Annotated in this window: 17 protein-coding genes; 2 read left to right on the plus strand and 15 right to left on the minus strand. The window is 29.3% G+C overall.

Going from position 1 to position 21,865, the window contains the following annotated elements:
• Nucleotides 1–40 precede the first annotated feature (40 nt).
• Together hutH and TEGL_RS16620 are read right to left on the minus strand one after the other, a co-directional pair.
• Complete coding sequence (gene hutH, locus TEGL_RS16615; protein ID WP_018591595.1) at nucleotides 41–1,624, minus strand: histidine ammonia-lyase; 1,584 nt, start codon at nucleotides 1,622–1,624, stop codon at nucleotides 41–43.
• A gap of 289 nt (nucleotides 1,625–1,913) precedes the next feature.
• The gene (locus TEGL_RS16620; RefSeq protein ID WP_018591596.1) at nucleotides 1,914–2,930 is read right to left on the minus strand and encodes a LacI family DNA-binding transcriptional regulator; all 1,017 of its coding nucleotides are present in this window, start codon (nucleotides 2,928–2,930) and stop codon (nucleotides 1,914–1,916) included.
• Nucleotides 2,931–3,175: 245 nt separating this feature from the next.
• Here TEGL_RS16620 and TEGL_RS16625 point away from each other — a divergent pair, with 245 nt between their 5' ends.
• On the plus strand, nucleotides 3,176–5,095 hold the full coding sequence (locus tag TEGL_RS16625; RefSeq protein ID WP_018591597.1) for an FUSC family protein: 1,920 nt from the start codon (nucleotides 3,176–3,178) through the stop codon (nucleotides 5,093–5,095).
• A gap of 50 nt (nucleotides 5,096–5,145) precedes the next feature.
• Here TEGL_RS16625 and TEGL_RS16630 read toward each other — a convergent pair whose 3' ends face one another.
• From TEGL_RS16630 to xylA, 9 genes are all read right to left on the minus strand, one after another.
• Nucleotides 5,146–5,898, minus strand: coding sequence for a hypothetical protein (locus TEGL_RS16630; RefSeq protein WP_018591598.1), 753 nt, complete (start codon nucleotides 5,896–5,898; stop codon nucleotides 5,146–5,148).
• A gap of 13 nt (nucleotides 5,899–5,911) precedes the next feature.
• Nucleotides 5,912–6,232, minus strand: coding sequence for a PadR family transcriptional regulator (locus tag TEGL_RS16635; protein WP_018591599.1), 321 nt, complete (start codon nucleotides 6,230–6,232; stop codon nucleotides 5,912–5,914).
• A 178-nt stretch (nucleotides 6,233–6,410) separates the two neighbouring features.
• The gene (locus TEGL_RS16640; RefSeq protein WP_018591600.1) at nucleotides 6,411–6,932 is read right to left on the minus strand and encodes a hypothetical protein; all 522 of its coding nucleotides are present in this window, start codon (nucleotides 6,930–6,932) and stop codon (nucleotides 6,411–6,413) included.
• Nucleotides 6,933–7,442: 510 nt separating this feature from the next.
• Nucleotides 7,443–8,765 (minus strand): nickel pincer cofactor biosynthesis protein LarC, encoded by a 1,323-nt coding sequence (gene larC / locus TEGL_RS16645; RefSeq protein ID WP_018591601.1) that lies wholly within the window; start codon nucleotides 8,763–8,765, stop codon nucleotides 7,443–7,445.
• 67 nt (nucleotides 8,766–8,832) lie between these two features.
• On the minus strand, nucleotides 8,833–9,960 hold the full coding sequence (locus tag TEGL_RS16650; RefSeq protein WP_018591602.1) for an aldo/keto reductase: 1,128 nt from the start codon (nucleotides 9,958–9,960) through the stop codon (nucleotides 8,833–8,835).
• 137 nt (nucleotides 9,961–10,097) lie between these two features.
• On the minus strand, nucleotides 10,098–10,484 hold the full coding sequence (locus TEGL_RS16655; protein ID WP_018591603.1) for a MerR family transcriptional regulator: 387 nt from the start codon (nucleotides 10,482–10,484) through the stop codon (nucleotides 10,098–10,100).
• A 185-nt stretch (nucleotides 10,485–10,669) separates the two neighbouring features.
• Nucleotides 10,670–12,220, minus strand: a complete 1,551-nt coding sequence (locus TEGL_RS16660) for a nitrite/sulfite reductase (protein WP_018591604.1) — start codon at nucleotides 12,218–12,220, stop codon at nucleotides 10,670–10,672.
• Nucleotides 12,221–12,412: 192 nt separating this feature from the next.
• On the minus strand, nucleotides 12,413–13,882 hold the full coding sequence (xylB, locus tag TEGL_RS16665; protein ID WP_018591605.1) for a xylulokinase: 1,470 nt from the start codon (nucleotides 13,880–13,882) through the stop codon (nucleotides 12,413–12,415).
• A 156-nt stretch (nucleotides 13,883–14,038) separates the two neighbouring features.
• Complete coding sequence (xylA, locus tag TEGL_RS16670) at nucleotides 14,039–15,379, minus strand: xylose isomerase (protein WP_018591606.1); 1,341 nt, start codon at nucleotides 15,377–15,379, stop codon at nucleotides 14,039–14,041.
• A gap of 184 nt (nucleotides 15,380–15,563) precedes the next feature.
• Between xylA and TEGL_RS16675 the strand changes: the two genes are divergently transcribed.
• A complete protein-coding gene (locus TEGL_RS16675; RefSeq protein ID WP_018591607.1) occupies nucleotides 15,564–16,721 on the plus strand; it encodes an ROK family transcriptional regulator in 1,158 nt (385 codons plus the stop codon).
• A gap of 10 nt (nucleotides 16,722–16,731) precedes the next feature.
• On the opposite strand, the gene mmsB is transcribed toward TEGL_RS16675, so the two are convergent.
• From mmsB to TEGL_RS16695, 4 genes are all read right to left on the minus strand, one after another.
• Complete coding sequence (gene mmsB / locus TEGL_RS16680) at nucleotides 16,732–17,916, minus strand: multiple monosaccharide ABC transporter permease (RefSeq protein WP_018591608.1); 1,185 nt, start codon at nucleotides 17,914–17,916, stop codon at nucleotides 16,732–16,734.
• A gap of 4 nt (nucleotides 17,917–17,920) precedes the next feature.
• Entirely contained in the window at nucleotides 17,921–19,459 is a 1,539-nt protein-coding gene (gene mmsA, locus TEGL_RS16685; RefSeq protein WP_018591609.1) for a multiple monosaccharide ABC transporter ATP-binding protein, read from the minus strand.
• Between the two features lie 84 nt (nucleotides 19,460–19,543).
• On the minus strand, nucleotides 19,544–20,629 hold the full coding sequence (gene chvE, locus TEGL_RS16690; RefSeq protein ID WP_018591610.1) for a multiple monosaccharide ABC transporter substrate-binding protein: 1,086 nt from the start codon (nucleotides 20,627–20,629) through the stop codon (nucleotides 19,544–19,546).
• A 111-nt stretch (nucleotides 20,630–20,740) separates the two neighbouring features.
• Complete coding sequence (locus TEGL_RS16695) at nucleotides 20,741–21,793, minus strand: aldose epimerase family protein (protein WP_018591611.1); 1,053 nt, start codon at nucleotides 21,791–21,793, stop codon at nucleotides 20,741–20,743.
• Between the last annotated feature and the right edge of the window lie 72 nt (nucleotides 21,794–21,865).

A 21,865-nucleotide genomic window follows, 5' to 3' on the forward strand; every position in this document is an offset into this window, starting at 1 on the left:
TAATTATAAGTAATTTATAATTACTATATCTTATTATGAGTTATAAATTTCCTGATAGCTGTCCCTTTGGTTCTATATCTTCAAATAACAATATTTCTTGTTCTAAAGCTTCTTCAACAGCTTCAACTAGTAAATTGTCTTTAATAAGGTCTTCACAAATATTTATATCTTTATACATTATTCTATCTTTATCTATAAATGGAGTATGCTCTCTCACAATATTGTAAGCTGCTTCTGTACCTGCTCCTAATTTTTTCTTACCTCTTAAGTCTATTGCTTGAACACTTGTTAGTATTTCCATGGCAATAACTTTTCTCACATTATCCATAATATCTCTAGCTTTTCTAGCTGCTATTGTTCCCATAGAAACATGATCTTCTTGATTTGCAGAAGAAGGAATAGAGTCCACACTTGCTGGATGAGCTAAAACTTTATTTTCTGAAACAAGTGATGCAGCAGAATACTGAACTATCATAAATCCAGAGTTTAAACCTCCATGATTAACTAAAAATGCTGGTAAACCATAACTTAAAGCTGGATTTACCATTTTTTCTAATCTTCTTTCTGCTATATTTGCCATTTCTGCTAAAGCAATTCCAAGAAAATCAAAGCTTAAGGCCATTGGTTGTCCATGAAAGTTACCTCCAGAAATTATTTTTTGATCTTCTCCTGGGAATATTATTGGATTGTCTGTAACTGAATTCATTTCTATTTCTAATTTATTTTTTACATATTCTAAGGCATCTTTGCTAGCTCCATGGATTTGTGGTGAACATCTTAGAGAATATGCATCTTGAGTTCTAAGTTGCCCTTGCTTAGTAACCATTTCGCTGCCTTCCACCATTGTTAACACATTTTTTGCAGTATTGAATTGTCCTTTGTGAGGTCTAACTAAATTAACTCTTTCATCCATGGCGCAAGTTATACCATTTAATGCTTCCATTGTTAAGCATAGAGATATATCAGCAGTTTTCATTAAATTTAGTGCATCATAAATAGTTATTGCACCAACTGCAGTCATACATTGAGTCCCGTTTATTAATGCTAAACCTTCTTTTGCACCTAAGTATTCAAGAGGTTTGATTCCTGATTTTTCCATGGCATCTTTAGATTCCATTCTTTTACCTTCATAAATCGCTTCACCAAGGCCTAACATAGTAAGTACCATATGAGATAGCGGGGCCAAATCTCCTGATGAACCAAGGGATCCTTTTTCTGGAACTATTGGATGAACTCCTTTATTTAGCATAGAAGTTAACACTTCTAAAGTTTCACATCTTGCTCCCGAGTATCCCTTAGATAAAGCATTTGCTCTAAGTAGCATCATAGCTCTTACAATTTCTTCACTTAAGGGATTTCCCACACCACATGAATGAGACATTATAAGATTAGTTTGTAATTGTCTGCACTCATTTTTTGATATTGCCACGTCAGAAAACTTACCAAATCCAGTAGTTATTCCATAAGATATTTGACCTGTATCTACTATGTCATCAACTATTTGTCTAGAAATTTTCACTTTTTCTAGGGCCTCTTTACTTACCTCTACAGGAAAATTATATCTAGCAACATTTACTAAATCATCTAATGTAAGACTATTACCATCGATTATTATTTTTTTCATATAAACCTCCCCAAAACCTATAATTAAATTTTATTGTTTATACTACATGCTAAAAATTGTTAAAAAATATTTATTCTAAATATTCTACATATTCCGAGAAGTATCCTCCCACATATTACCATAATGTTTTTATTTAAAATATAAATTAAAATATATAAGAAAATACACTTCTATCATTTAGGTAATTTTCTATAAAAAGTTCACATTTTATTTTGTCAAATATATAGTTAAAAGCTGAAATTTACATATAAAAGGGTGTATCAAAAGATACACCCTTGGGTTCTAATATTTAATTTCTATTTTTTGTAACAGATTCTCTTTCCATAATTTGATATGGTAATTCTATTTTCTTTTCTTCCACAGGTTCACCATTTATTATTTTAATTAAAGCTCTTATTGAAACTGCACCCATATCGAATAATGGTTGATAAACTGTTGTCAATTTTGGTCTATATATTTTTGCAAGTTTTGTATCATTAAATCCAGCCACAGAAATATCTTCCGGAACACTGTAACCTGAATCAAATATTGCATTTATTGCTCCAACAGCTGCTTCATCACCTGTAACAAAAACTGCTGATGGTATTATTTTTTCATCTATAAGCTCTTTCATTGAGTTATATCCACCCTCATAATCAGTATTTCCATACTTGATTAGTTCATCTCTAACTGATATATTATTATCTCTTAGAGCCGCTTCATAACCTGTTCTTCTTTCAATTTCTAATATAGTATCTTCTTTACTAGTCATGATTAATGCTATATCTTTGTGATTATTTTCAATCAGATACTTAGTCATGTCGTAAGTAGCTTTTTCGTTACTTGTACTTACAGTATAAATGTCATAATCTCTTGCTGTTTTACTTATGTACACCGCAGGAATACGACTTTCTTTCATAAAGTTTACATGATCTTCGTCTAATATCCAAGATAGCATAACTATACCTTCAACTTGTTTAGTTTTTAGTAGTCTTATACTATCTAGTTCTTGTTCTTTATCTGAATAAGTATTAACTAAGAGTATATCGTAGTCATACATCTTAGCAACTGCTTCTATTCCGTTCAATATTTCATTAACAAAAGAGTCTGATACTTCCGGAACTATGACCCCTATTAATTTACTCTTTTTAGTAACTAAACTTCTAGCAAGAGGATTAGGTACATAACCTGTTTCTTTAATTACTTCTAAAACCCTTTGTTTAACTTCATCCGTTACTGGTTTTGAATCATTTATAACTCTTGAAACTGTTGATATGGATACACCAGCCAGTTTCGCAACATCTTTTATCGTTACGTTGTTTTTCATTTCGTGCCTCCTATTATTACTATCAGTACGATTTCTTTGTCTAATCTCTTCATTTTAACATAACTTGCCTATTTTATAAATACATATTATAATTTATTTCTATGCCAAAATGCTAAAAAGCTTTTTGTTATAATTATCAACTTATACTTATTATTTACATTTAATTTATTAATATTTAAAATCTCATTAATTAAAAAGTATAATAAGACGAAAAATATAAAAAATACTACTAGGAGGAGAACAATATGAACAAAAAATTAATAATTTCAAAGACATCTACCTTTATTTTTGTAGTTATTTTTGTAGTTTTTTTTAAACTAATATTTGGTGAAGAAAATACTTTAATTGGTGTTTCTACCATAACGGCCACACTAATGTTTTTAGAACGAGATTTAACATTGTCTCCTGGACGAAGTGCTATTAAACTTATACTTATAAACTTATTAATTGGTCTTAGCTCTTATTTAGTAATTTCCAACATGTATTTAGGAATTTTAGTTAACTTTTTTACACTATTTATAATTAGTTATAATTTTTGCTACAATTTGAGAAATCCACTATATATACCATTTACATTGCAATATATTTTTTTATTATCAAATCCTGTAGATAGCAAAGGATTTCTTATTAGAATTATTGCCTTAATTTCTGGAGCTTTAGTTATTGTGCTTGCACAAATTTTAGTCAATAATAATAAATTATCAAAATCAGGAAACAAATTATTAGAAAGTGTATGTGAATCTATAGTAAATAAAATTGAATATAAAGAACAATATGATTTAGTTGACGATGGTATAGAAAAAGTAAATCATTCTATAGATGCTTTTAGGACTATGGTTTATGACAAAAGGGAACATAACTATTATTTGACAGAAGAAGGACGATTAAAATTAAATTTATCCGTTGCATTGGAAAATATACATACTATGATTCATGATACTGATTTAAGCATCATAGATGAAGATATATTAAATACCTTAGAATTTTTAATAAAAGAAGTCAAAATACTTCTTAGTAATTCTGATGATAATATTAATGAAAATAATGTTCCCATTTACATGGAGAAACTATTAAAAATTTGTGAAGAAAAAGATACAAATGACTTACTAAATCTACAATTGCTAGATAGTATGATTTTATTGTCTGATACTATAAAGTCATTAGAATTGCTAGATAAAAAACAGTATAACTTTGTAAATAGATCCCATGAAATATCTGAACTTTTCTCAGATAGCAAAATAAAATCATTCCTTACAGATAGAAAATCTATAAGATTTTGCTATGCTATAAGAGTTGCCATTTGTATAAGTATTGGTTCATTTATTATGCAGTATTTTAACTTATCTGAAGGTAGATGGATTTTATTTACTTTATTTTCCTTAATAAGCCCTTTATATGAAGTGTCAAAATCTAAAACTAAAGATAGATTATTTGCCACATTAATAGGTGCTGTTGTCATATTTGCATTATTTAGTATTTTCAAAGATCCAACAACAAGAATGTTAATAGTACTCACAGCTGGATATCTAAACGGATATGCTTCTGAATATAAATATGCTACTATATTTGTTACAATTTCTGCCATAGGTTCAGCAGCTTTAGTTGGAAGTGTGGAAGTACTTACAATAAATAGAATTTTATTTGTTTTAGTTGGTACAGTAATTGCCCTATTAGCTAACAAATATATTTTCCCTTACAAAGTAAAAGACTCTATGATACAACTTAAAAATATGTATCATGAAACTATTATATGTATGCTTAAAGAAGTACAAAATTTAATAGAGGGAAATAAACAACCTACAACTATGAAAAATTTAATAGTTTTAACTTCTTTAATAGATGCAAAAGCAAGAGCCAATGAAAAAATAACAAATTCACCACATTATAGTCAAATAATTAGTGGAAGAAGGTTTCTGACTACAAGTATTTATGAACTTTATATGTTAATATTAAGAGGCAATATAAATTTCCAAAACCAAAAAGAAATCTTAAATGATTTAAATGGCCTAATCTATTACTTTAATGAAGATATTGATACAAAAATTACTCATATTGAACAAGGAATAAATAGCGTAAAAGATATTAACACTAAAATAATATTAAGTAGTATTATTGTCATATTAAGAGAATTAATCCATTTAAACCAATTAGATAAATCAATATAATAAAAAAATCTTAAGCTATAAACAGCTTAAGATTTTTTATTTTCTAATACTTAATTATTTGACTTTGTTATTCTTCTTGATTCAAATATACATAAACCAATACATAGTAAATACGGAATAATAGCAACTAAAAGATTCTTTCCAAAGCTAATATTTGTAAAACTTTCTATTATAGAGGGAATATACATTAAAAATGGCATCATTAAATACCATACATCTATTTTTTTTGATACAATAAAAGATAATACAAATAACACGCCAATTATTATACTCACTACTGATTTATCAATAACTATAGATTGTTCCATATTTCTTCCTATAAGTTGTATAATAACAATAGTTACTATATTCATAAAAAACAAAACAAATATACCTATAGTAAACTTTTTATCTTTAAATGCAAATTTTCTAGCTAGAACCACTAGTAAAACAGTCATAACTATATAGTCTAATGGAGTTAATATTGCTTCCATAATTGACATGGTAACTATACCATTTTTTATTCCACTTAAAAATATCCACGTTCCAAAACCTAGAATAAGCATTAAGGCTGTTTCTATTAATTCTTTTTTACTAAAAGATAGTTCCTCAGCCACAGATTTTGCATATTCTTCAGGTGAATTCCCAAAAATATCTTCTACCCTTTTCCCTTCTTGCTCTCCAAGCATTAAATGCTCTTCTGCTTCAGCTATAAACTCCTTAATTTCATTTTCACTTTTTCCCGTACTTATTAAATACATATTTAGGTTTAATATGAACTCTTCCCCCTCTTTAGATATTGTATAATTATAGTTTTTGCTCATAATCTACTCCTCCTTACTTCCCTTCCAACAATTTATTTACACTAGTGGATATGTCTTTCCATATTTCCATAAAATCCCCTAACTGTTCCCTACCTTTATCTGTTAAAGAATAATACTTTCTCTTTGGCCCACTTTCTGATGATTTAGTAGTTGTTGTAACTAACCCTTCTTTTTTCATTCTTATTAATAAGGGGTATATACTCCCTTCACTAACCATATCGAACCCATATAAATCTAATTTTTGGGTCATTTCATATCCATATACTTCTTCCTCTGATATAACAGCCAGCAAACATCCTTCTAAAATGCCCTTTAACATTTGCGTTGAATTCATTTCATACCTCCTATATTGTAATGCAAGGTAGTTATGTAACTTGTATTACAACCTACTATAATTATAATATACTCCACTCTATCTTGTTTTGCAATATAGTTGTAATAATTTTATTATTTTTTCTCTTAATACTAAAAAAAGCAGAAGATAATTATTTTATCTTCCACTTTATGCTTTTCTAATTTAATACAGTTTTATTATATTCTATTAAGTAACTTTCCATTAAATCTTCTACTGCTTCTTTTGTAAAAACATCTACTATCTCAACATATTTTTCATTTATTGCTAAATTAATATAAGATGAACATAGTTCTGATACTGCATATCCTAAAGCTTGTGTAAACCTCCTTGCAATAGAATTATTTATGCCTATGGATATAATGGTAACTCCTCCAGGTATTAATCTTAATATTTTTCCAAGAAGCATTTTGTAGATAAATTTTTCTTGGTCTAATAAAATATTTTCATTTAAAATCTGCTTGGCATCTAAATTGTATTTATTAACTTCCCAAGTGTTTAATATTTTTAAGCACATTTCACTCTCCAAATCCATAAGCATTGAGGAATCTGACATAGATATTGGAGTAAATGCCTCTTCTGCTGCTAATTCTCCGTAGGGTATCAATATATTTTCATTTATATATTCTTTTTTTGAAGTAAAATCTAGTTCTTTATTTAAATACTTTATTTTAATTTCCACTATTATTTTCCTCCATCTATAGAAAATTAACTTAACTTGAGACAGCTACAATTTATATAGCCAAAGAAGTAATTTTGTTGCTGATTCAGCTAACCATAATGCTCAAATAAGTTCTTTAGACATATTATTCTATAAATGATTATAAATACCTTTATTTATATAAGTTATTTTATATCACTTATTTTTTTCCTCACAAATCTCTTCTTTTGTTAAAATCTTTTTCCTAGATATCATCATATTGCACTCCTGGCAATAATAGCTTATACTTCCTCACCCATCTAAAACTTCTAGTTTGCTTTTACAATGTGGGCAATAATATTCTTTCATTATAAATATATCTCCTTATTCTTAATTTATAGTTTCATAACTTATTTTTTCTCAATATTATTACTGTTAATACAAAAATTATTATACCCTATTATATATTGATCTAATTTGTATTTTCATATATAAAAAAGACTCTGAAAACATCTTTTAATATGTTTCAAAGTCTTTTTTATTCATCAAATATTAATTTAATTCATCGCTACATTCTTTTACTATAATTTGGTATACATCTTGGTAAGGCTTATTGTGTTTTTTGCATAGTTCTATTACACTGTCATATTCTGGATAAATTCTTTTTCCTGTAGATAGATGACAAACTTTTACTGCTACTTCTCCTAATGAAGTTTGAACTTTTTTAATTTTTCTTTTTAAAATACATCTTTCCATTTTTTGTTTCCTAATTCCAATAGTTGTAGTTTCTTCAAAGATAATATCTTCTAATTTAGCTACATCTTCTTCCTTACAAATAACATTTAATTGATAAGCCGGGCGATTTTTTTTCATAAATACTGGCATATAGTGAACATCTCTAGCTCCTGCTTTGTATAAACGCTCCATTACATATCCTAAAGCTTCTCCTGAACAATCATCTATATTACTTTCTAACTTTACAATAAAATCTTTGTATTCACTTTCATCTTCTATAAGCATGGCTCTTAATATGCTTGCTCTCTCGTATGTTCTTTTACCTGCTCCTAAACCTATTTTTTTAATAGAAAATTCCTCTGGAAGCTTATCTTCAGTTTTGATAGCTGCCACAATAGCTGCACCTGTAGGTGTTACTAATTCTGCTTCTATATTTGTAAGACGAAGTTTTAGATTATTATTTGCTACAATTTTAGAAACTGCTGGTACTGGAACTGGTATTACTCCATGTTGACAACGAATAAATCCACATCCTTCGTATAGGACTGGTACAACTACTTCTTCTATTTCTAAATTATCTAAACAAACTGCTACAGCTATTATATCTACTATAGAATCTACTGCTCCAACCTCATGAAAATGTACTTCATCTATACTAACTCCATGAGCTGCTGCTTCTGCTTCTCCTAATATATTAAAAATTTTCACTGCAATTTGTTTTGCATTACTTGTAATATCAGCTTTTTCAATAATAGAGATTACATCTGACAATCCACGATGTTCATGATGATTATTATGCTCATGAGAATGTGTTTCCTCATGATTATGAGCGTGATGATGGTCGTGGTCATGATCATGGTGATGTCCATGATGATCATCATGACTGTGGTCATCTTCACCATAAAGGTAGTTCATATCATGGTCATGATTTTCATGTTTATGATCTAAAATCACATTAAAATCACAAACATCTAATCCACTTTTTATTACTCTACTTATTTCTGTTTTAAAACCATCAATTGGTAAACTTTCTAAAGCTTTATTTAAAACTTCTTCACTAGCCCCCAAATCCAATAAGGCTGCAACCGTCATATCTCCACTAATTCCACTGTAGCATTCTAAATATAATTTATTAATCATTGTCTTCCCCCTAGTTTGTTAATCTATATTGTCATTTTATAATTTTTTTAGATTTTTTTCCACTTTTTTATTCATTAAATTCTAGTTCATGGGCAATTTCTTTTAAATATGTTGTTATTGGAAGATGTTGTGGACAAATATTTTCACATTGTTTGCATTCTATACACTCTGATACATCTCTATGCTTATCTTTTAAGTTTTCATAGCACACCAATGAAAAGTTAAGTTGTAATGATCCAAATCTTTTAAGATTATTATAGATTGAAAAACATTCTGGAATTGCAACATTCTTAGGACAATTTTCTGTACAGTAATGACATGATGTACAAGGAATTGCTATACTTGACTTTATTATAGCTCCTGCCTTTTCAATAATTTTTTCTTCTCTTTCATTCAATTGTTGAAATTCTTTCATATAACTTATATTATCTTGAAGTTGTTCTTTATTACTCATTCCACTTAATACAACCATTACATTATCAAGGGATGCTGCATATCTTATTGCCCAGGATGCTGTGGAAAGTTGACTATTCTCTTCTTTAAATAGCTTCTCTGCATCTGGTGAAATATTTGCTAAAGAGCCACCTTTAATTGGTTCCATAACAATTACAGGCTTATTGTGTTTCTTAGCCACTTCATAACATTTTCTTGATTGAACAATATCATCTTCCCAATCTATATAGTTAATTTGTAGTTGTACATATTCCATTTCTGGATGATTCGTAAGTATTTTATCAAGAACCTCAGCGCTATCATGAAAAGAAAAACCAATGTGTTTAATTTTTCCTTCTGATTTTTTTTCTTTTATAAATTCAAAAGCACCTATTTCTTCTGATAATAAATATGTTTGGTCTCCTATTCCATGTAACCAGTAATAATCAAAATATTCTACTCCACATTTTATCAACTGCTCATTAAATATTTTAGGAATCTGAGACTTTTCATTTATCATAAACATTGGTAATTTATCTGTAATAGTATAAGCATTCCTTGGATATCTTCTTACTACTGCTTCTCTAAATGCTATTTCACTATTTCCATTATGATAAGGATATGCTGTATCAAAATAAGTAAATCCATTTTTCATATATTCATCTATCATAAAAGTAAATTTGACCATATCAATACTTCCCTGGTCATCCTTATCAATAAGTGGCAAACGCATAAGACCAAATCCTAATTTTTTAGTTTCCATTATACTACCCCCAATTGCTTATTTTTTATTATTCGTATTATAAATAGTATTCATTCAAGTACTATACAATTCAAAATATACATTTAAAAAATAAACATGGTAAAGAACCTAGATATCTAGTAGCTAGGCTCTTTAAATTATTGATTTTTTTCTCTTAATTCTTTTTCACTCATTATTAAACCTTTTTCATATAAATCAATTTTATAATCTAAACGCTCTAAGGTTTTGTTCATTTCTTCTATTTTTTCAGATAAAGCCTTACGTTGGTCTATTAGTAATGCTTTTCTCTCATCAACAGTTGAATCTCCTTGCTGAAACATCGTAACATAGTCTATTAAAACTTCTATGGGAAGTCCTGCCCCCCTCATACATTTTATAAACTCAACCCAGTTGCAATCTTCCTGGGTATAATCTCTTACACCGCTTTTATTTCGATTTACTGTTGGTATTAACCCCACTCTTTCGTAATATCTTAGTGTATCCGCTGATAATCCATATTTTTTACTTACTTCTGTAATTGTCATAAGCGTATTCCTTTCATCTTATTATAATTTACATATTTTGTAAATTTCTTTTCGTAACTTTAATTATTTATTTTATTACTTTATAAACTTTCACTATTTTAATTTTATAATAACTCTTGGAGTGGACTCCAAGTCAAGGGTTTTATATTAAAAAAGAGTGTAAATTACTTTACACTCTCTCAATACTATGCTAAATATTTATTTATTATTTTATCTAAATCTTCTCTATTATTTTTTATAAATTTTTCATATGTTGTTTTTGAATTATCTATCTCCATAGCTAAATCATATAAAAACTTAGGAATATCTTCTCTTATTATATCTCCAACTTTTTTACCTAAAACTGCTCCATCTTTTCCATGTCTTCCATCCATATGAAGTTCAAATGCTTCTTTTGAAACATCATTGACCCTTTTTTTCTTACCAGCAAAACCAAGAGCTCCTATTTGATGTGTTCCACATGAATTATTACAACCAGAAATACGAACTGACGGTAATATATCTTTTTCTAAACCTTTTGATTTAAAATATTCTAATATTTCATTTAGTAAATATTGACTATGAGCAATACCTATTTGGCATGTTGGTACACCTATACATGCTGTACTTTGAGCTAATAGAGTTTCCCCACCTAAGTTTTGAGTAGTCTCTATTAATTCTTTTGCTTCGTTTCCATTTAAGTTTCTTATATATATACCTTCACTCATTGATAGTCTTATTTCAACATCTTCTACATTTTCTATATTTTCGATTATAGATTTTAGAGTATCTAATTTTAAAATTCCTCCAATTGGATGGAAATAAACTGTATATAATCCTTTTTGTTTTTGTTCTATTAATCTAGAATGAACTAAATCTGTTGTTATACCTTTTTTATTGTATTCTTTTTTATTTACAATTAAATCTAAATCTTCTTTTTTCATAACATCAGCTAAATGTTTTTTATAACACTCTATTAATACTTCTTCACCCATTCTTGCTTGTATATATCTAGTACGAGCTTTATTTTTATTTGAGTAATCCCCTTGTGCAATAAATAAATTAGTCATAGCTTCTACATGATATAAAACTTCCTTAGGTTCTATTAACTCTCCAAATTCAACTGATTTAAGAGGATTTTTTCCAAGTCCTCCTGTTAAGTAAACTTTAAAAAATTCTTTGTCATCTTTTTTTGTAGCTATAAACCCTAAATCAGCTATTTGAGCATTACCTCTATCACTTTCACTACTTGAAAAAGATACTTTTAACTTTCTAGGTAACTTGTAAGTAGTTATTTTTTTCATAAAATGCTCATTTACTGCTTTAGCATATTCAGTCACATCAAAAGCTTCTTCTTTATCCACACCACTTAGAGGTGAAATAGATACATTTCTTGGAAAGTTTCCTCCTCCACCTCTTGTGTATATGTTGTGTTGAAGTGCTTCTTCCATTATGTCGCAAACTTCGTCTATACTTAGCCCATGTAATTGCACAGCTTGACGTGTAGTAGTATGTACACTATCTAAATTTCTCTCATTGGCAAATTTATAAATTAATTTTAGTTGCTCAACATTTAAAATTCCAGATGGTATTCTAAGCCTTATCATAAACTCTTCTCCACCACGATGTGCATATACACCCATTCCACCTGAAGTACCCTTAAATTCTAAGGCAGATATTTCTTTTCTTTCAAATCTGTGACCTATTGATCTAAAATCAGCTATTTCAGCTAATAACTTTTCTTTTAAATTATTCATCGTACGCTCTCCCTCTCATAGTCCAATTCATTTCAATTAGTAAATTATACCATAGTATTCGATATATTTAGACATTAAAAAAGTCATTTATACATTGGAAATTCTAATGATTGTTATAAGTTTTACCTATAATTAATTTTATGCAAAACTCAAAAAGTAAGGATGATAATTAAAAATTATCATCCTTACTTTTTATATTAGTTCATCATATAAGTTTTTAACTGTTGGATATATTTTCTTAAACTCATTATATCTTTTTTCATATTTTTCTACTAATTCTTTTTCTGGCTCTATAGTCTCTGTTACTTTTACTAATTTATTAACTGCATCTTCAATACTTTCAAATTCATTACAAGCTACAGCTGCAAGTATGGCACCACCTAAAGCTGGACCTTCTTCACTTTCTATCATATCAACTTTTAAATTAAGTACGTTTGAAATAATTTTCTTCCAAAGATGACTTTTCGCTCCACCACCACAAATTTTTGTTCTTTCTATATTTATACCTAATGATTTTGCAACTTCTAATGAATCTCTAAGAGCAAAGGCTACACCTTCAAGAACTGCTTGAGTCATATCACTTCTAGAAGTATCCATGCTCATTCCTATAAATGTTCCTCTTGCATTTGGGTTATTGTGTGGAGATCTTTCACCCATTAAGTATGGTAAGAAGTAAACATTATTTTCTCCAAGTTTATTGATATTTTCTTGTTCTTTAGCATAATCCTTTGTATTTAAAATTTCTTCACTCCACCATTTGTTACAAGATGCTGCACTTAACATACATCCCATTAAATGGTAATTTCCATCAGCATGATCAAAAGAATGTAGAGCATTATTTGAATCTACCCCAAAATTTTTAGAAGAAATAAATATAGTTCCTGATGTTCCAAGAGATATATTACATCTGCCATCTCCAACTGTACCTGTACCTATGGCTGCTGCTGCATTGTCTCCAGCTCCTGCCACAATTTTTACTGTACTTGGTATTTCTAACTCTTTAGCTATTTCATCAGTTACATTACCCACAATTTCATAACTTTCGTAGACTTTTGCTAACTGCTCTTCTTTTATTCCACAAATGTCTATCATTTCTTTTGACCAACATCTATTTTTTACATCAAATATTAACATTCCTGAAGCATCTGACACATCTGTGCAGTGAACACCACATAATTTATAAGCTATGTAATCCTTAGGTAACATTATCTTTTTAATTTTTTCAAAATTTTTCGGCTCTTTGTTTTTAACCCATAATATTTTAGGTGCAGTAAATCCTGTGAAAGATATGTTTGCTGTATATTTTGATAAAGTTTCTTTTCCTATTACTTCATTTAAATAATCACATTCTTCTTTTGTTCTTCCATCGTTCCAAAGAAGAGCTGGTCTTATTACATCATCATTTTCATCTAAAATAACAAGTCCATGCATTTGCCCACCAAAGCTGATTGAGCCTACTTGGCCTTTGTCTATATCTTTTATTAATTCTTTTAAACCAATCATAGTTTGTGCATACCAATCTTCTGGATTTTGCTCAGACCATCCTGGATTAGGGAAATATAGTGGATATTCTTTTGATACAATGTTGCATATTCTCCCACTACCATCCATTAAAAGTAATTTTACTGCTGAAGTTCCCAAATCTATACCTATATAATACATAAGCATTCCCCCTGCATATTATTTTCTAAAGTTTTACCTTCTAAATTTATATTACTTAATTTTAGCTAATTTTAAAACTTGTAATATTTCATATATGAAAAAGGTTGTAGTAAAGAAAGCAGAAGCCATATTTATTACAACCTTTAAAATACTTTACTATTTAGTTTCCATTATGTATTGATTTAATATACTTTCTAATAATTCTTGTCTTCCTGAAACATTTGGAGTTACTCCATTTTCTAGAGCATAGACTTCTAATTCTTTAAATCCAACCTTTCCATCTATTATATCTTTTCCTAAACCTTCTTTATAAGAAGCATATCTTCTTTCTTTAAAATCTTCAAATACTCTATCTTCTATTAGTCTAGCTGCAACTTTTAGCCCTCTAGCAAAAGCATCCATACCTGCTATATAAGAATAGAATAAATCAGATTCCTCAAAAGAAGCTCTACGAACTTTTGAATCAAAGTTTAATCCACCTTTATCAAATCCGCCAGCTAATAATATTTCATACATAGCTAAAGTAGTATCATATACGTTTGTAGGGAATTGGTCTGTATCCCATCCTAACATTAGGTCTCCTTGGTTAGCGTCGACACTTCCTAATACTCCATTTATTCTACATTGGTTTAATTCATGTTGGAAAGTGTGACCTGCAAGCGTAGCATGATTAGCTTCTATATTTAATTTAAAATCATCTTGTAAATTATATTTTCTTAAAAATGCTAATACTGTTGCAGTATCGAAATCATATTGATGTTTAGTTGGCTCTTTTGGCTTTGGCTCTATTAATAATTGTCCTTCAAATCCTATTTCTTTTTTATAATCTACTGCCATTTGTAAAAGTCTTGCTAAGTTATCAAGCTCTAATCCTGTGTCAGTGTTTAGAAGTGTTTCATATCCTTCTCTTCCACCCCAAAATACATAGTTAACTCCACCTAATTCCTTAGTTACATCCATAGCTTTTTTTATTTGAGCTGCTGCATAAGCAAATACTGTTGCATTACAAGAAGTTCCAGCACCATGAACAAATTTATCATCACCAAATGCGTTTGTAGTTCCCCATAAACACTTGATTCCAGTTCTTTTCATTTCTTCTTTTATTACTCCAACTACTTCATCAAGGTTGGCATTAGTTTCTGCTAAAGTTTTTCCTCTTGGAGCTACGTCCACGTCGTGGAAGCAGAAAAATGGTATTTGCATTTTTTCCATAAATTCAAATGATGCATGTACTCTTTCTTTTGCTATTTCCATAGCATCTTCTCTTTGATCCCAAGGTCTGTGCATAGTTGCTCCACCGAATGGGTCATTTCCCATATATGTTAATGTGTGCCAATAACTCATAGCAAATCTACAATGTTCTTTCATTGTTTTACCCATTACTACTTCATCTGGATTATAGTATTTGAAAGCTAAAGGATTTTTACTTGTTGCCCCTTCATAATTTACTTTTTCAATTCCTTTGAAATATGTTTTTGTTTCCACCATTGTACTCATAATTAACATTCCTCCATTTGTTTATTGATTGAACTAATTAAATTATATTTTTAAAATATAATACTTATTTATAAGATATTTAAACCTTTATTCTACTTTATTTACTATTTCCTAATTTATCCTATATATCTTCTTTATGTGCTAAAATAATATTAAACATTATATTTAGTAAAAGGAGATTAACATGCCTGCTGCAAGTCAAGAATTAATTAGAAATATTAATAACAATCTTATACTTGAGTCTATTTTAAATTATGGTCCCATATCTCGCGCAGATCTTTCTAAGAAGCTGAATCTGACTAAGGCCACTATTTCTGCAATTGTACAAGATTTAATTGATCATTCTTTAGTAGTTGAAATTGGAAGTAAAGATACCCACGTAGGTCGTAAGCCTATACTTTTATGCTTCAACCAAAAATGTGCTTATGCCATTTCTATAGATTTAAACGCAGAATATATTGCTGTATACCTTTCAGATTTAAAAGGTGAGAAAATATACTCTTCTCGCTATAAAAACAATTTAGATTCTGCAACACTTTTAGAAAAACTTAAAGCCATAATAAAGCATATTATAACTTTGGTTCCTGACTCAGAATATGGTGTTGTAGGAATCACCATTGGTATTCATGGTATTACATTTAATAATGAAGTTATTTTTACACCTTATTACAATTTAACTGAACTTGATATAGCTTCTGATCTAAACAAAACTTTTAATATTCCTGTATATATAGAAAACGAGGCTAACCTATCTGTTATAGGTGAAAAAACTTTCTTCAATGATTATTCCAACATAGTAAATATAAGTATACATACGGGTGTTGGCCTTGGTCTAATTATAAATAATAAGCTTTATACAGGTTATAATGGCTTTGCTGGTGAATTTGGTCACTCTATTGTAGTTCCAAACGGAAAACCATGTCCCTGTGGTAATAATGGTTGTTTAGAACAATATGTATCTGAAACATCACTTCTTCGACAATACTCTCAATTAAAGGGTTTGGAGATAAAAGATATTGATGTTCTAATTTCAGATTATTTATATGGAGATATAGAAGCTAACCAAGTTATAAAATCTTTCATTGATTATATGTCTATAGCCGTAAATAATATTTTAACTACTTTCAACCCTCATATTATTATCATAAACAGTGCCATAACTACTTATCTTCCTAACATAATAGAAAAGATAAAAAACAGTATGAACAGCCGAATGTCTAAATATATAAATATAGTTCCAACAACACTTCAAAATAATTCAATTTTATTAGGCGGTGTTTACATTGTTAGTAAAAACTTCCTTAAAATTGATAACTTAGTTCTAGGCAGCAAATATGATTAATCATATTTGCTTACTTAGATTCTTTTCTTTTCTTAGATATAACATCAAATGCTACTGCTGCAAGTAAAACTAAACCTTTTACTGCTTTTTGCATGTTGGCATCTATACCCATGATTGACATACCATTATTTAATACGCCCATAAATATGGCACCTATTACTGCTCCTCCAACTGTCCCTGTTCCACCATAAGCTGATGCTCCACCTATAAAACAAGCTCCTATTGCATCTAATTCATAGTTCATACCTGCCGTAGGTGCAGAAGAGTTGAAACGAGCAACACACATTAAAGCAGCTACTGCACTTAAAAATGCCATATTTACATAAGATTTAAATAATACCTTATTTGTATCTATACCACTTAATTTTGCAGCTTTTTCATTTCCACCAACTGCATATAAGTATCTACCATTAACAGTTCTTGATGTGTAGTATGAGTAAATAAGTACTACTGCTGCTAATAATACTAATATAGTTGGTATACCTTTATGATTTGCTAACTTGTATCCTGCAAATAATATTAATGCACAAATTACTACTAATTTAGTTAGAAGTTGTGCCATACCTCCTGTATAGTATCCTTTTTTAATTCTATTTTTTCTACTTACAAGTTCAGTACATACTAAAATAGCACAAACTACTACAGCTACTATCATACACATAATATTAATTTGACCACCAAAAGGATCTGGTATATAACTATTAAATAGGTTTAAGTAATTTTCTGGGAATGGTGAAATAGTTAATCCACCTAATATCATTAAGGCTACACCTCTCCAAAGCAACATTCCTGATAATGTTACTATGAATGCTGGTATTCTAACATATGCAATCCAAAACCCTTGCCATATACCTATCAATATTCCCACGGCTAAACATATAGCAATAGCTAAATATACATTCATACCTTTAGTTACTATTAATGTTCCTGCCAATGCTCCAACTAAGGCTACTATAGAACCAACAGATAAGTCTATGTTACCACCTGTTAATATACACATTAACATCCCAACAGCAAGTATAACAACATAACCATTTTGAGATATTAAGTTTGTCACGTTTCTTGGTGCTAGAAGTGTTCCCCCAGTTTTAACTTGGAAAAACAACGCAACTATAACCAAAGCTATCAGCATGGTATTTTTTTTCATAAAAACTTTCAATTTGTCCATACTATTAAATTCTTTTGCTTTTTCCATAACTCTACGCTCCTTGACTTGATTTCAAAATACATGACATTATAAGTTCTTGATCTGCTTCTTCTTTGTTAAGCTCTCCTACAATTTTACCTTCATTCATAACGTAAATACGGTCACTCATTCCTAGTACCTCTGGTAATTCAGACGAAATCATAATTACTGATTTTCCTGCTGCAACCAAATCATTGATTATACAGTAAATCTCGTATTTTGCTCCAACGTCTATACCACGAGTTGGCTCATCAAGTATTAGAACATCTGGCTCTGCAAACATCCACTTACTTAATAGTACTTTTTGTTGGTTTCCTCCACTAAGATTACCTACGTTTTGTTCTATAGAAGGACACTTTGTTTTTAACTTTTCTTTATATTCTTCAGCTACTTTAACTTCTTCATCTTTATTTATAACGTTATTTTTACTTATCTTATCCATTCTTGCCATAGTTGTATTAACCCTAATTGGATTTGATAAAATTAGTCCATTTCCTTTTCTATCTTCTGATACATATGCTAACTTGTTGTAAATAGCATCTTTTACAGTATTTAATTTAACTTCTTTTCCATTAATAAAAATTTGTCCACTAATATTTGTACCATAACTTTTTCCAAAAACACTCATGGCAAGTTCTGTTCTACCAGCTCCCATAAGCCCTGATATTCCTACAACTTCACCTTTACGAACATTTATAGATACATTATCGACAACTTTACGCCCCGAGAATTGTTCATGATATACGTTCCAGTTTTTCACCTCAAAGCAAACATCTCCAATTTCAATATTTTCTCTTGCTGGGAATCTATTAGTTAAATCTCTACCAACCATTCCTTTAATTATTCTTTCTTCACTAAAATCATCTACTTTTTTATCTAAAGTCTCTATAGTAGATCCATCACGAATAATTGTTATTTTGTCGGCAACATAAGATATTTCATTCAATTTATGTGAGATTATTATGGAAGTCATTCCTTTTTTCTTGAATTCCAATAATAAATCTAGTAGTTTTTGCGATTCTTGTTCGTTTAATGATGCTGTTGGCTCATCTAATATAAGAAGTTTAACACGCTTTGATAAAGCCTTTGCTATTTCAACTAACTGTTGCTTTCCTACACCTATATCTTTTATTAAAGTTTGTGAAGACTCTTGAAGTCCTACAACTTCTAGTAATCCTTCTGCATCGGAATAAGTTTTATTCCAATCTATTGCCATTTTTTTACCTTGTTCATTCCCTAAAAATATGTTTTCTCCTATACTCATATAAGGTACTAATGCTAGCTCTTGATGTATGATTACTATACCTTTTTTCTCACTATCTTTTATTTCTTTAAAATTACAAACTTCACCTTTGTAAACTATATCTCCATCATAACTACCATAAGGATACACACCACTTAGTACATTCATTAGAGTAGATTTACCAGCTCCATTTTCTCCAACTAAAGCATGAATTTCTCCTTCCTCAACTTGAAGGTTTACATTATCTAAAGCTTTAACTCCAGGAAATTCCTTGGTAATATTCCTCATTTCTAATATTATTTCAGCCAATTACCTCTCCCCTTTAACTTACAAGGGTAAATATAAGAAATTATATTTACCCTATTTGATTTTATAAACTAATTTATAAAGTTACTATTTTAATTTATCTTCAGTGTAGTATCCTGAATCTATTAATAATTCTTTGTAGTTTTCTTTATCTGCGAATACTGGCTCACATAAGTAAGTTGGTATTACACCTTTTCCATTGTCATAAGATTTTTCATCATTTACATCTACTTTTTCACCTGACATTATTTGTCCAACCATTTTAACAACTTGAGTTGCTAATTTACGAGTATCTTTGAATACTGACATTGATTGAGTTCCATTTAATATATTTTTAACAGAAGTTATGTCACAGTCTTGTCCTGTTAATACAGGGAAATTATCTTTTGTATATCCAGCAGCTTTTAAGGCATTTGTTATACCATTTGCAACAGAGTCATTAGAAGATAATACAACATCTACTTTTTTATCTCCTGTGTAGTTAGCTGTTAATATGTTATCCATTCTCTTTTGAGCTTCTTCAGTTGACCAGTTTGGAGTAGCAACTTCTTCAAATTTTGTTTGTTTAGATTGAACAACTAATTTTCCGTCATCTATGTATTTTTGTAATACATCCATAGCTCCACCAAAGAAGAAGTGGCAGTTGTTATCATCAGAAGAACCAGTAAATAACTCTAAGTTAAAAGGTCCTTTTTCTTTATCTAATTTTAAAGTATCAACTATATATTGACCTTGTATTTGGCCAACTTTGTGGTTATCAAATGTAGCATAATAAGATACTGCATCTGAATCCATTATTAAACGGTCATATGCTATAACAGGTATTTCTTCATTTTTAGCTTCTTGTAAAACTGTACTTAAAGAACCACCGTCTATAGATGCTATAACTAAAAGTTTACATCCACCAGTTATCATATTTTCAATTTGAGAAACTTGAGTAGCTATGTCATTATTTGCATATTGTAAGTCTACCTCGTATCCAGCTTCTTCTAATTCTTTCTTCATGTTTTCACCGTCTTGGTTCCAACGTTGTAAATCTTTTGTAGGCATAGCAACACCTATTTTTCCACCTTCTTTTTTGTCTCCTGATTCTGAACTAGAACATGCAGTTAGTGATAATACTAGCATCACACTCATTGATAATGCTAATATTTTCCCAAAAATTTTTTTCATCAGTGCTTTCCCCCTAAATTTTTAATATTTTATAATAATAGGCTATTTTATCTCACTAATAACTAATTTAAAATATCTTTTCCTTATTAAAACAACCTATTTTATACTTATTTATTTGTTAATAAATTTGTAAATAGTGGTACTATTATACTTATCTCCTGCTTTTAAAATAGGAGATTTAAAATTTTTATTGTTGATTGAATCTGGGAAATATTGAGTTTCTAAACAAATGCCACATCTGTCTTCATATACTGTATTGTCTTTTCCTGTAGGTCCTCCAGAAATAAAATTTCCTGCATAAAACTGCAAACCTTCACTATCTGAATATACTTCCATAGCAATATTTGAGTTTTCATCATAAAGTTTTGCTATTTTTTCTATTCCTTCTTCTTTCTTATCTATTACAAAGTTATGGTCATAACCACCACAAAATATTAGCTGGTCATAATTTTCATTAATTTGAGAATTTATTTTTTTAGGAATGGTGAAATCCATTGGTGTTCCTTTTACCGATTTAATTTCACCTGTTGGTATGGCTTTACTATCTTTTACTGGTGTAAAGTATTTCGAATTTATCCATAGTTGCTGATTAGTTGCGTCTTTACTCTTATGTCCTGACAAATTAAAATAACTGTGATTAGTTAAATTTACAACAGTATCTTTGTCACTTATTACTTCATAAGATAATTTCAATTCATTATCTTCTGTTAAAGTGTATCTGACTTTTACTGTTAAATTTCCTGGAAATCCTTGAGTTTTATCCAGGTTAAAATAAGTAAACTCAACATAATTTTCTTCTTCATTCACACGGTAGTTCCATACAACCTTATGAAATCCTTTTCCGCCACTATGTAAATTATTATTGTTATCATTTTCTTCTAAATTGTACTCTATATCATTTAAAATAAAGCATGCATTATTTATACGATTGCAGTTAGGCCCAATAGTTGAACCAAAGAATTTCGGATTTGAAATATAATTTTTTAAATCATCGTATCCAAGAACCACATCTATTTTTTCATTGTTCTTTGGAATAGTAAGGCTTATTAATGTAGCTCCATAATTAGTAACTACAACTTCCATACTGTTACTATTTTTCAATTTAAATGTGAAAACACTATCTCCGACATTAGCTGAGCCAAAGTGCATTTTTTCTATATTCATATCATTCTCCTTTAAAATAGTTATTTTCTACATCTTATTATAAAATATTTCATATTCTTATTATTTAGTTTA

The organism is Terrisporobacter glycolicus ATCC 14880 = DSM 1288 (assembly GCF_036812735.1).
GTDB classification, from domain to species: domain Bacteria; phylum Bacillota; class Clostridia; order Peptostreptococcales; family Peptostreptococcaceae; genus Terrisporobacter; species Terrisporobacter glycolicus.

Coding starts and splice junctions, on each gene's coding strand:
- hutH (WP_018591595.1), bottom strand. CDS start 1,624: ATGAAAAAAATAATAATCGATGGTAATAGTCTTACATTAGATGATTTA.
- TEGL_RS16620 (WP_018591596.1), bottom strand. CDS start 2,930: ATGAAAAACAACGTAACGATAAAAGATGTTGCGAAACTGGCTGGTGTA.
- TEGL_RS16625 (WP_018591597.1), top strand. CDS start 3,176: ATGAACAAAAAATTAATAATTTCAAAGACATCTACCTTTATTTTTGTA.
- TEGL_RS16630 (WP_018591598.1), bottom strand. CDS start 5,898: ATGAGCAAAAACTATAATTATACAATATCTAAAGAGGGGGAAGAGTTC.
- TEGL_RS16635 (WP_018591599.1), bottom strand. CDS start 6,232: ATGAATTCAACGCAAATGTTAAAGGGCATTTTAGAAGGATGTTTGCTG.
- larC (WP_018591601.1), bottom strand. CDS start 8,765: ATGATTAATAAATTATATTTAGAATGCTACAGTGGAATTAGTGGAGAT.
- TEGL_RS16650 (WP_018591602.1), bottom strand. CDS start 9,960: ATGGAAACTAAAAAATTAGGATTTGGTCTTATGCGTTTGCCACTTATT.
- TEGL_RS16655 (WP_018591603.1), bottom strand. CDS start 10,484: ATGACAATTACAGAAGTAAGTAAAAAATATGGATTATCAGCGGATACA.
- TEGL_RS16660 (WP_018591604.1), bottom strand. CDS start 12,220: ATGAATAATTTAAAAGAAAAGTTATTAGCTGAAATAGCTGATTTTAGA.
- xylB (WP_018591605.1), bottom strand. CDS start 13,882: ATGTATTATATAGGTATAGATTTGGGAACTTCAGCAGTAAAATTACTT.
- xylA (WP_018591606.1), bottom strand. CDS start 15,379: ATGAGTACAATGGTGGAAACAAAAACATATTTCAAAGGAATTGAAAAA.
- TEGL_RS16675 (WP_018591607.1), top strand. CDS start 15,564: ATGCCTGCTGCAAGTCAAGAATTAATTAGAAATATTAATAACAATCTT.
- mmsB (WP_018591608.1), bottom strand. CDS start 17,916: ATGGAAAAAGCAAAAGAATTTAATAGTATGGACAAATTGAAAGTTTTT.
- chvE (WP_018591610.1), bottom strand. CDS start 20,629: ATGAAAAAAATTTTTGGGAAAATATTAGCATTATCAATGAGTGTGATG.
- TEGL_RS16695 (WP_018591611.1), bottom strand. CDS start 21,793: ATGAATATAGAAAAAATGCACTTTGGCTCAGCTAATGTCGGAGATAGT.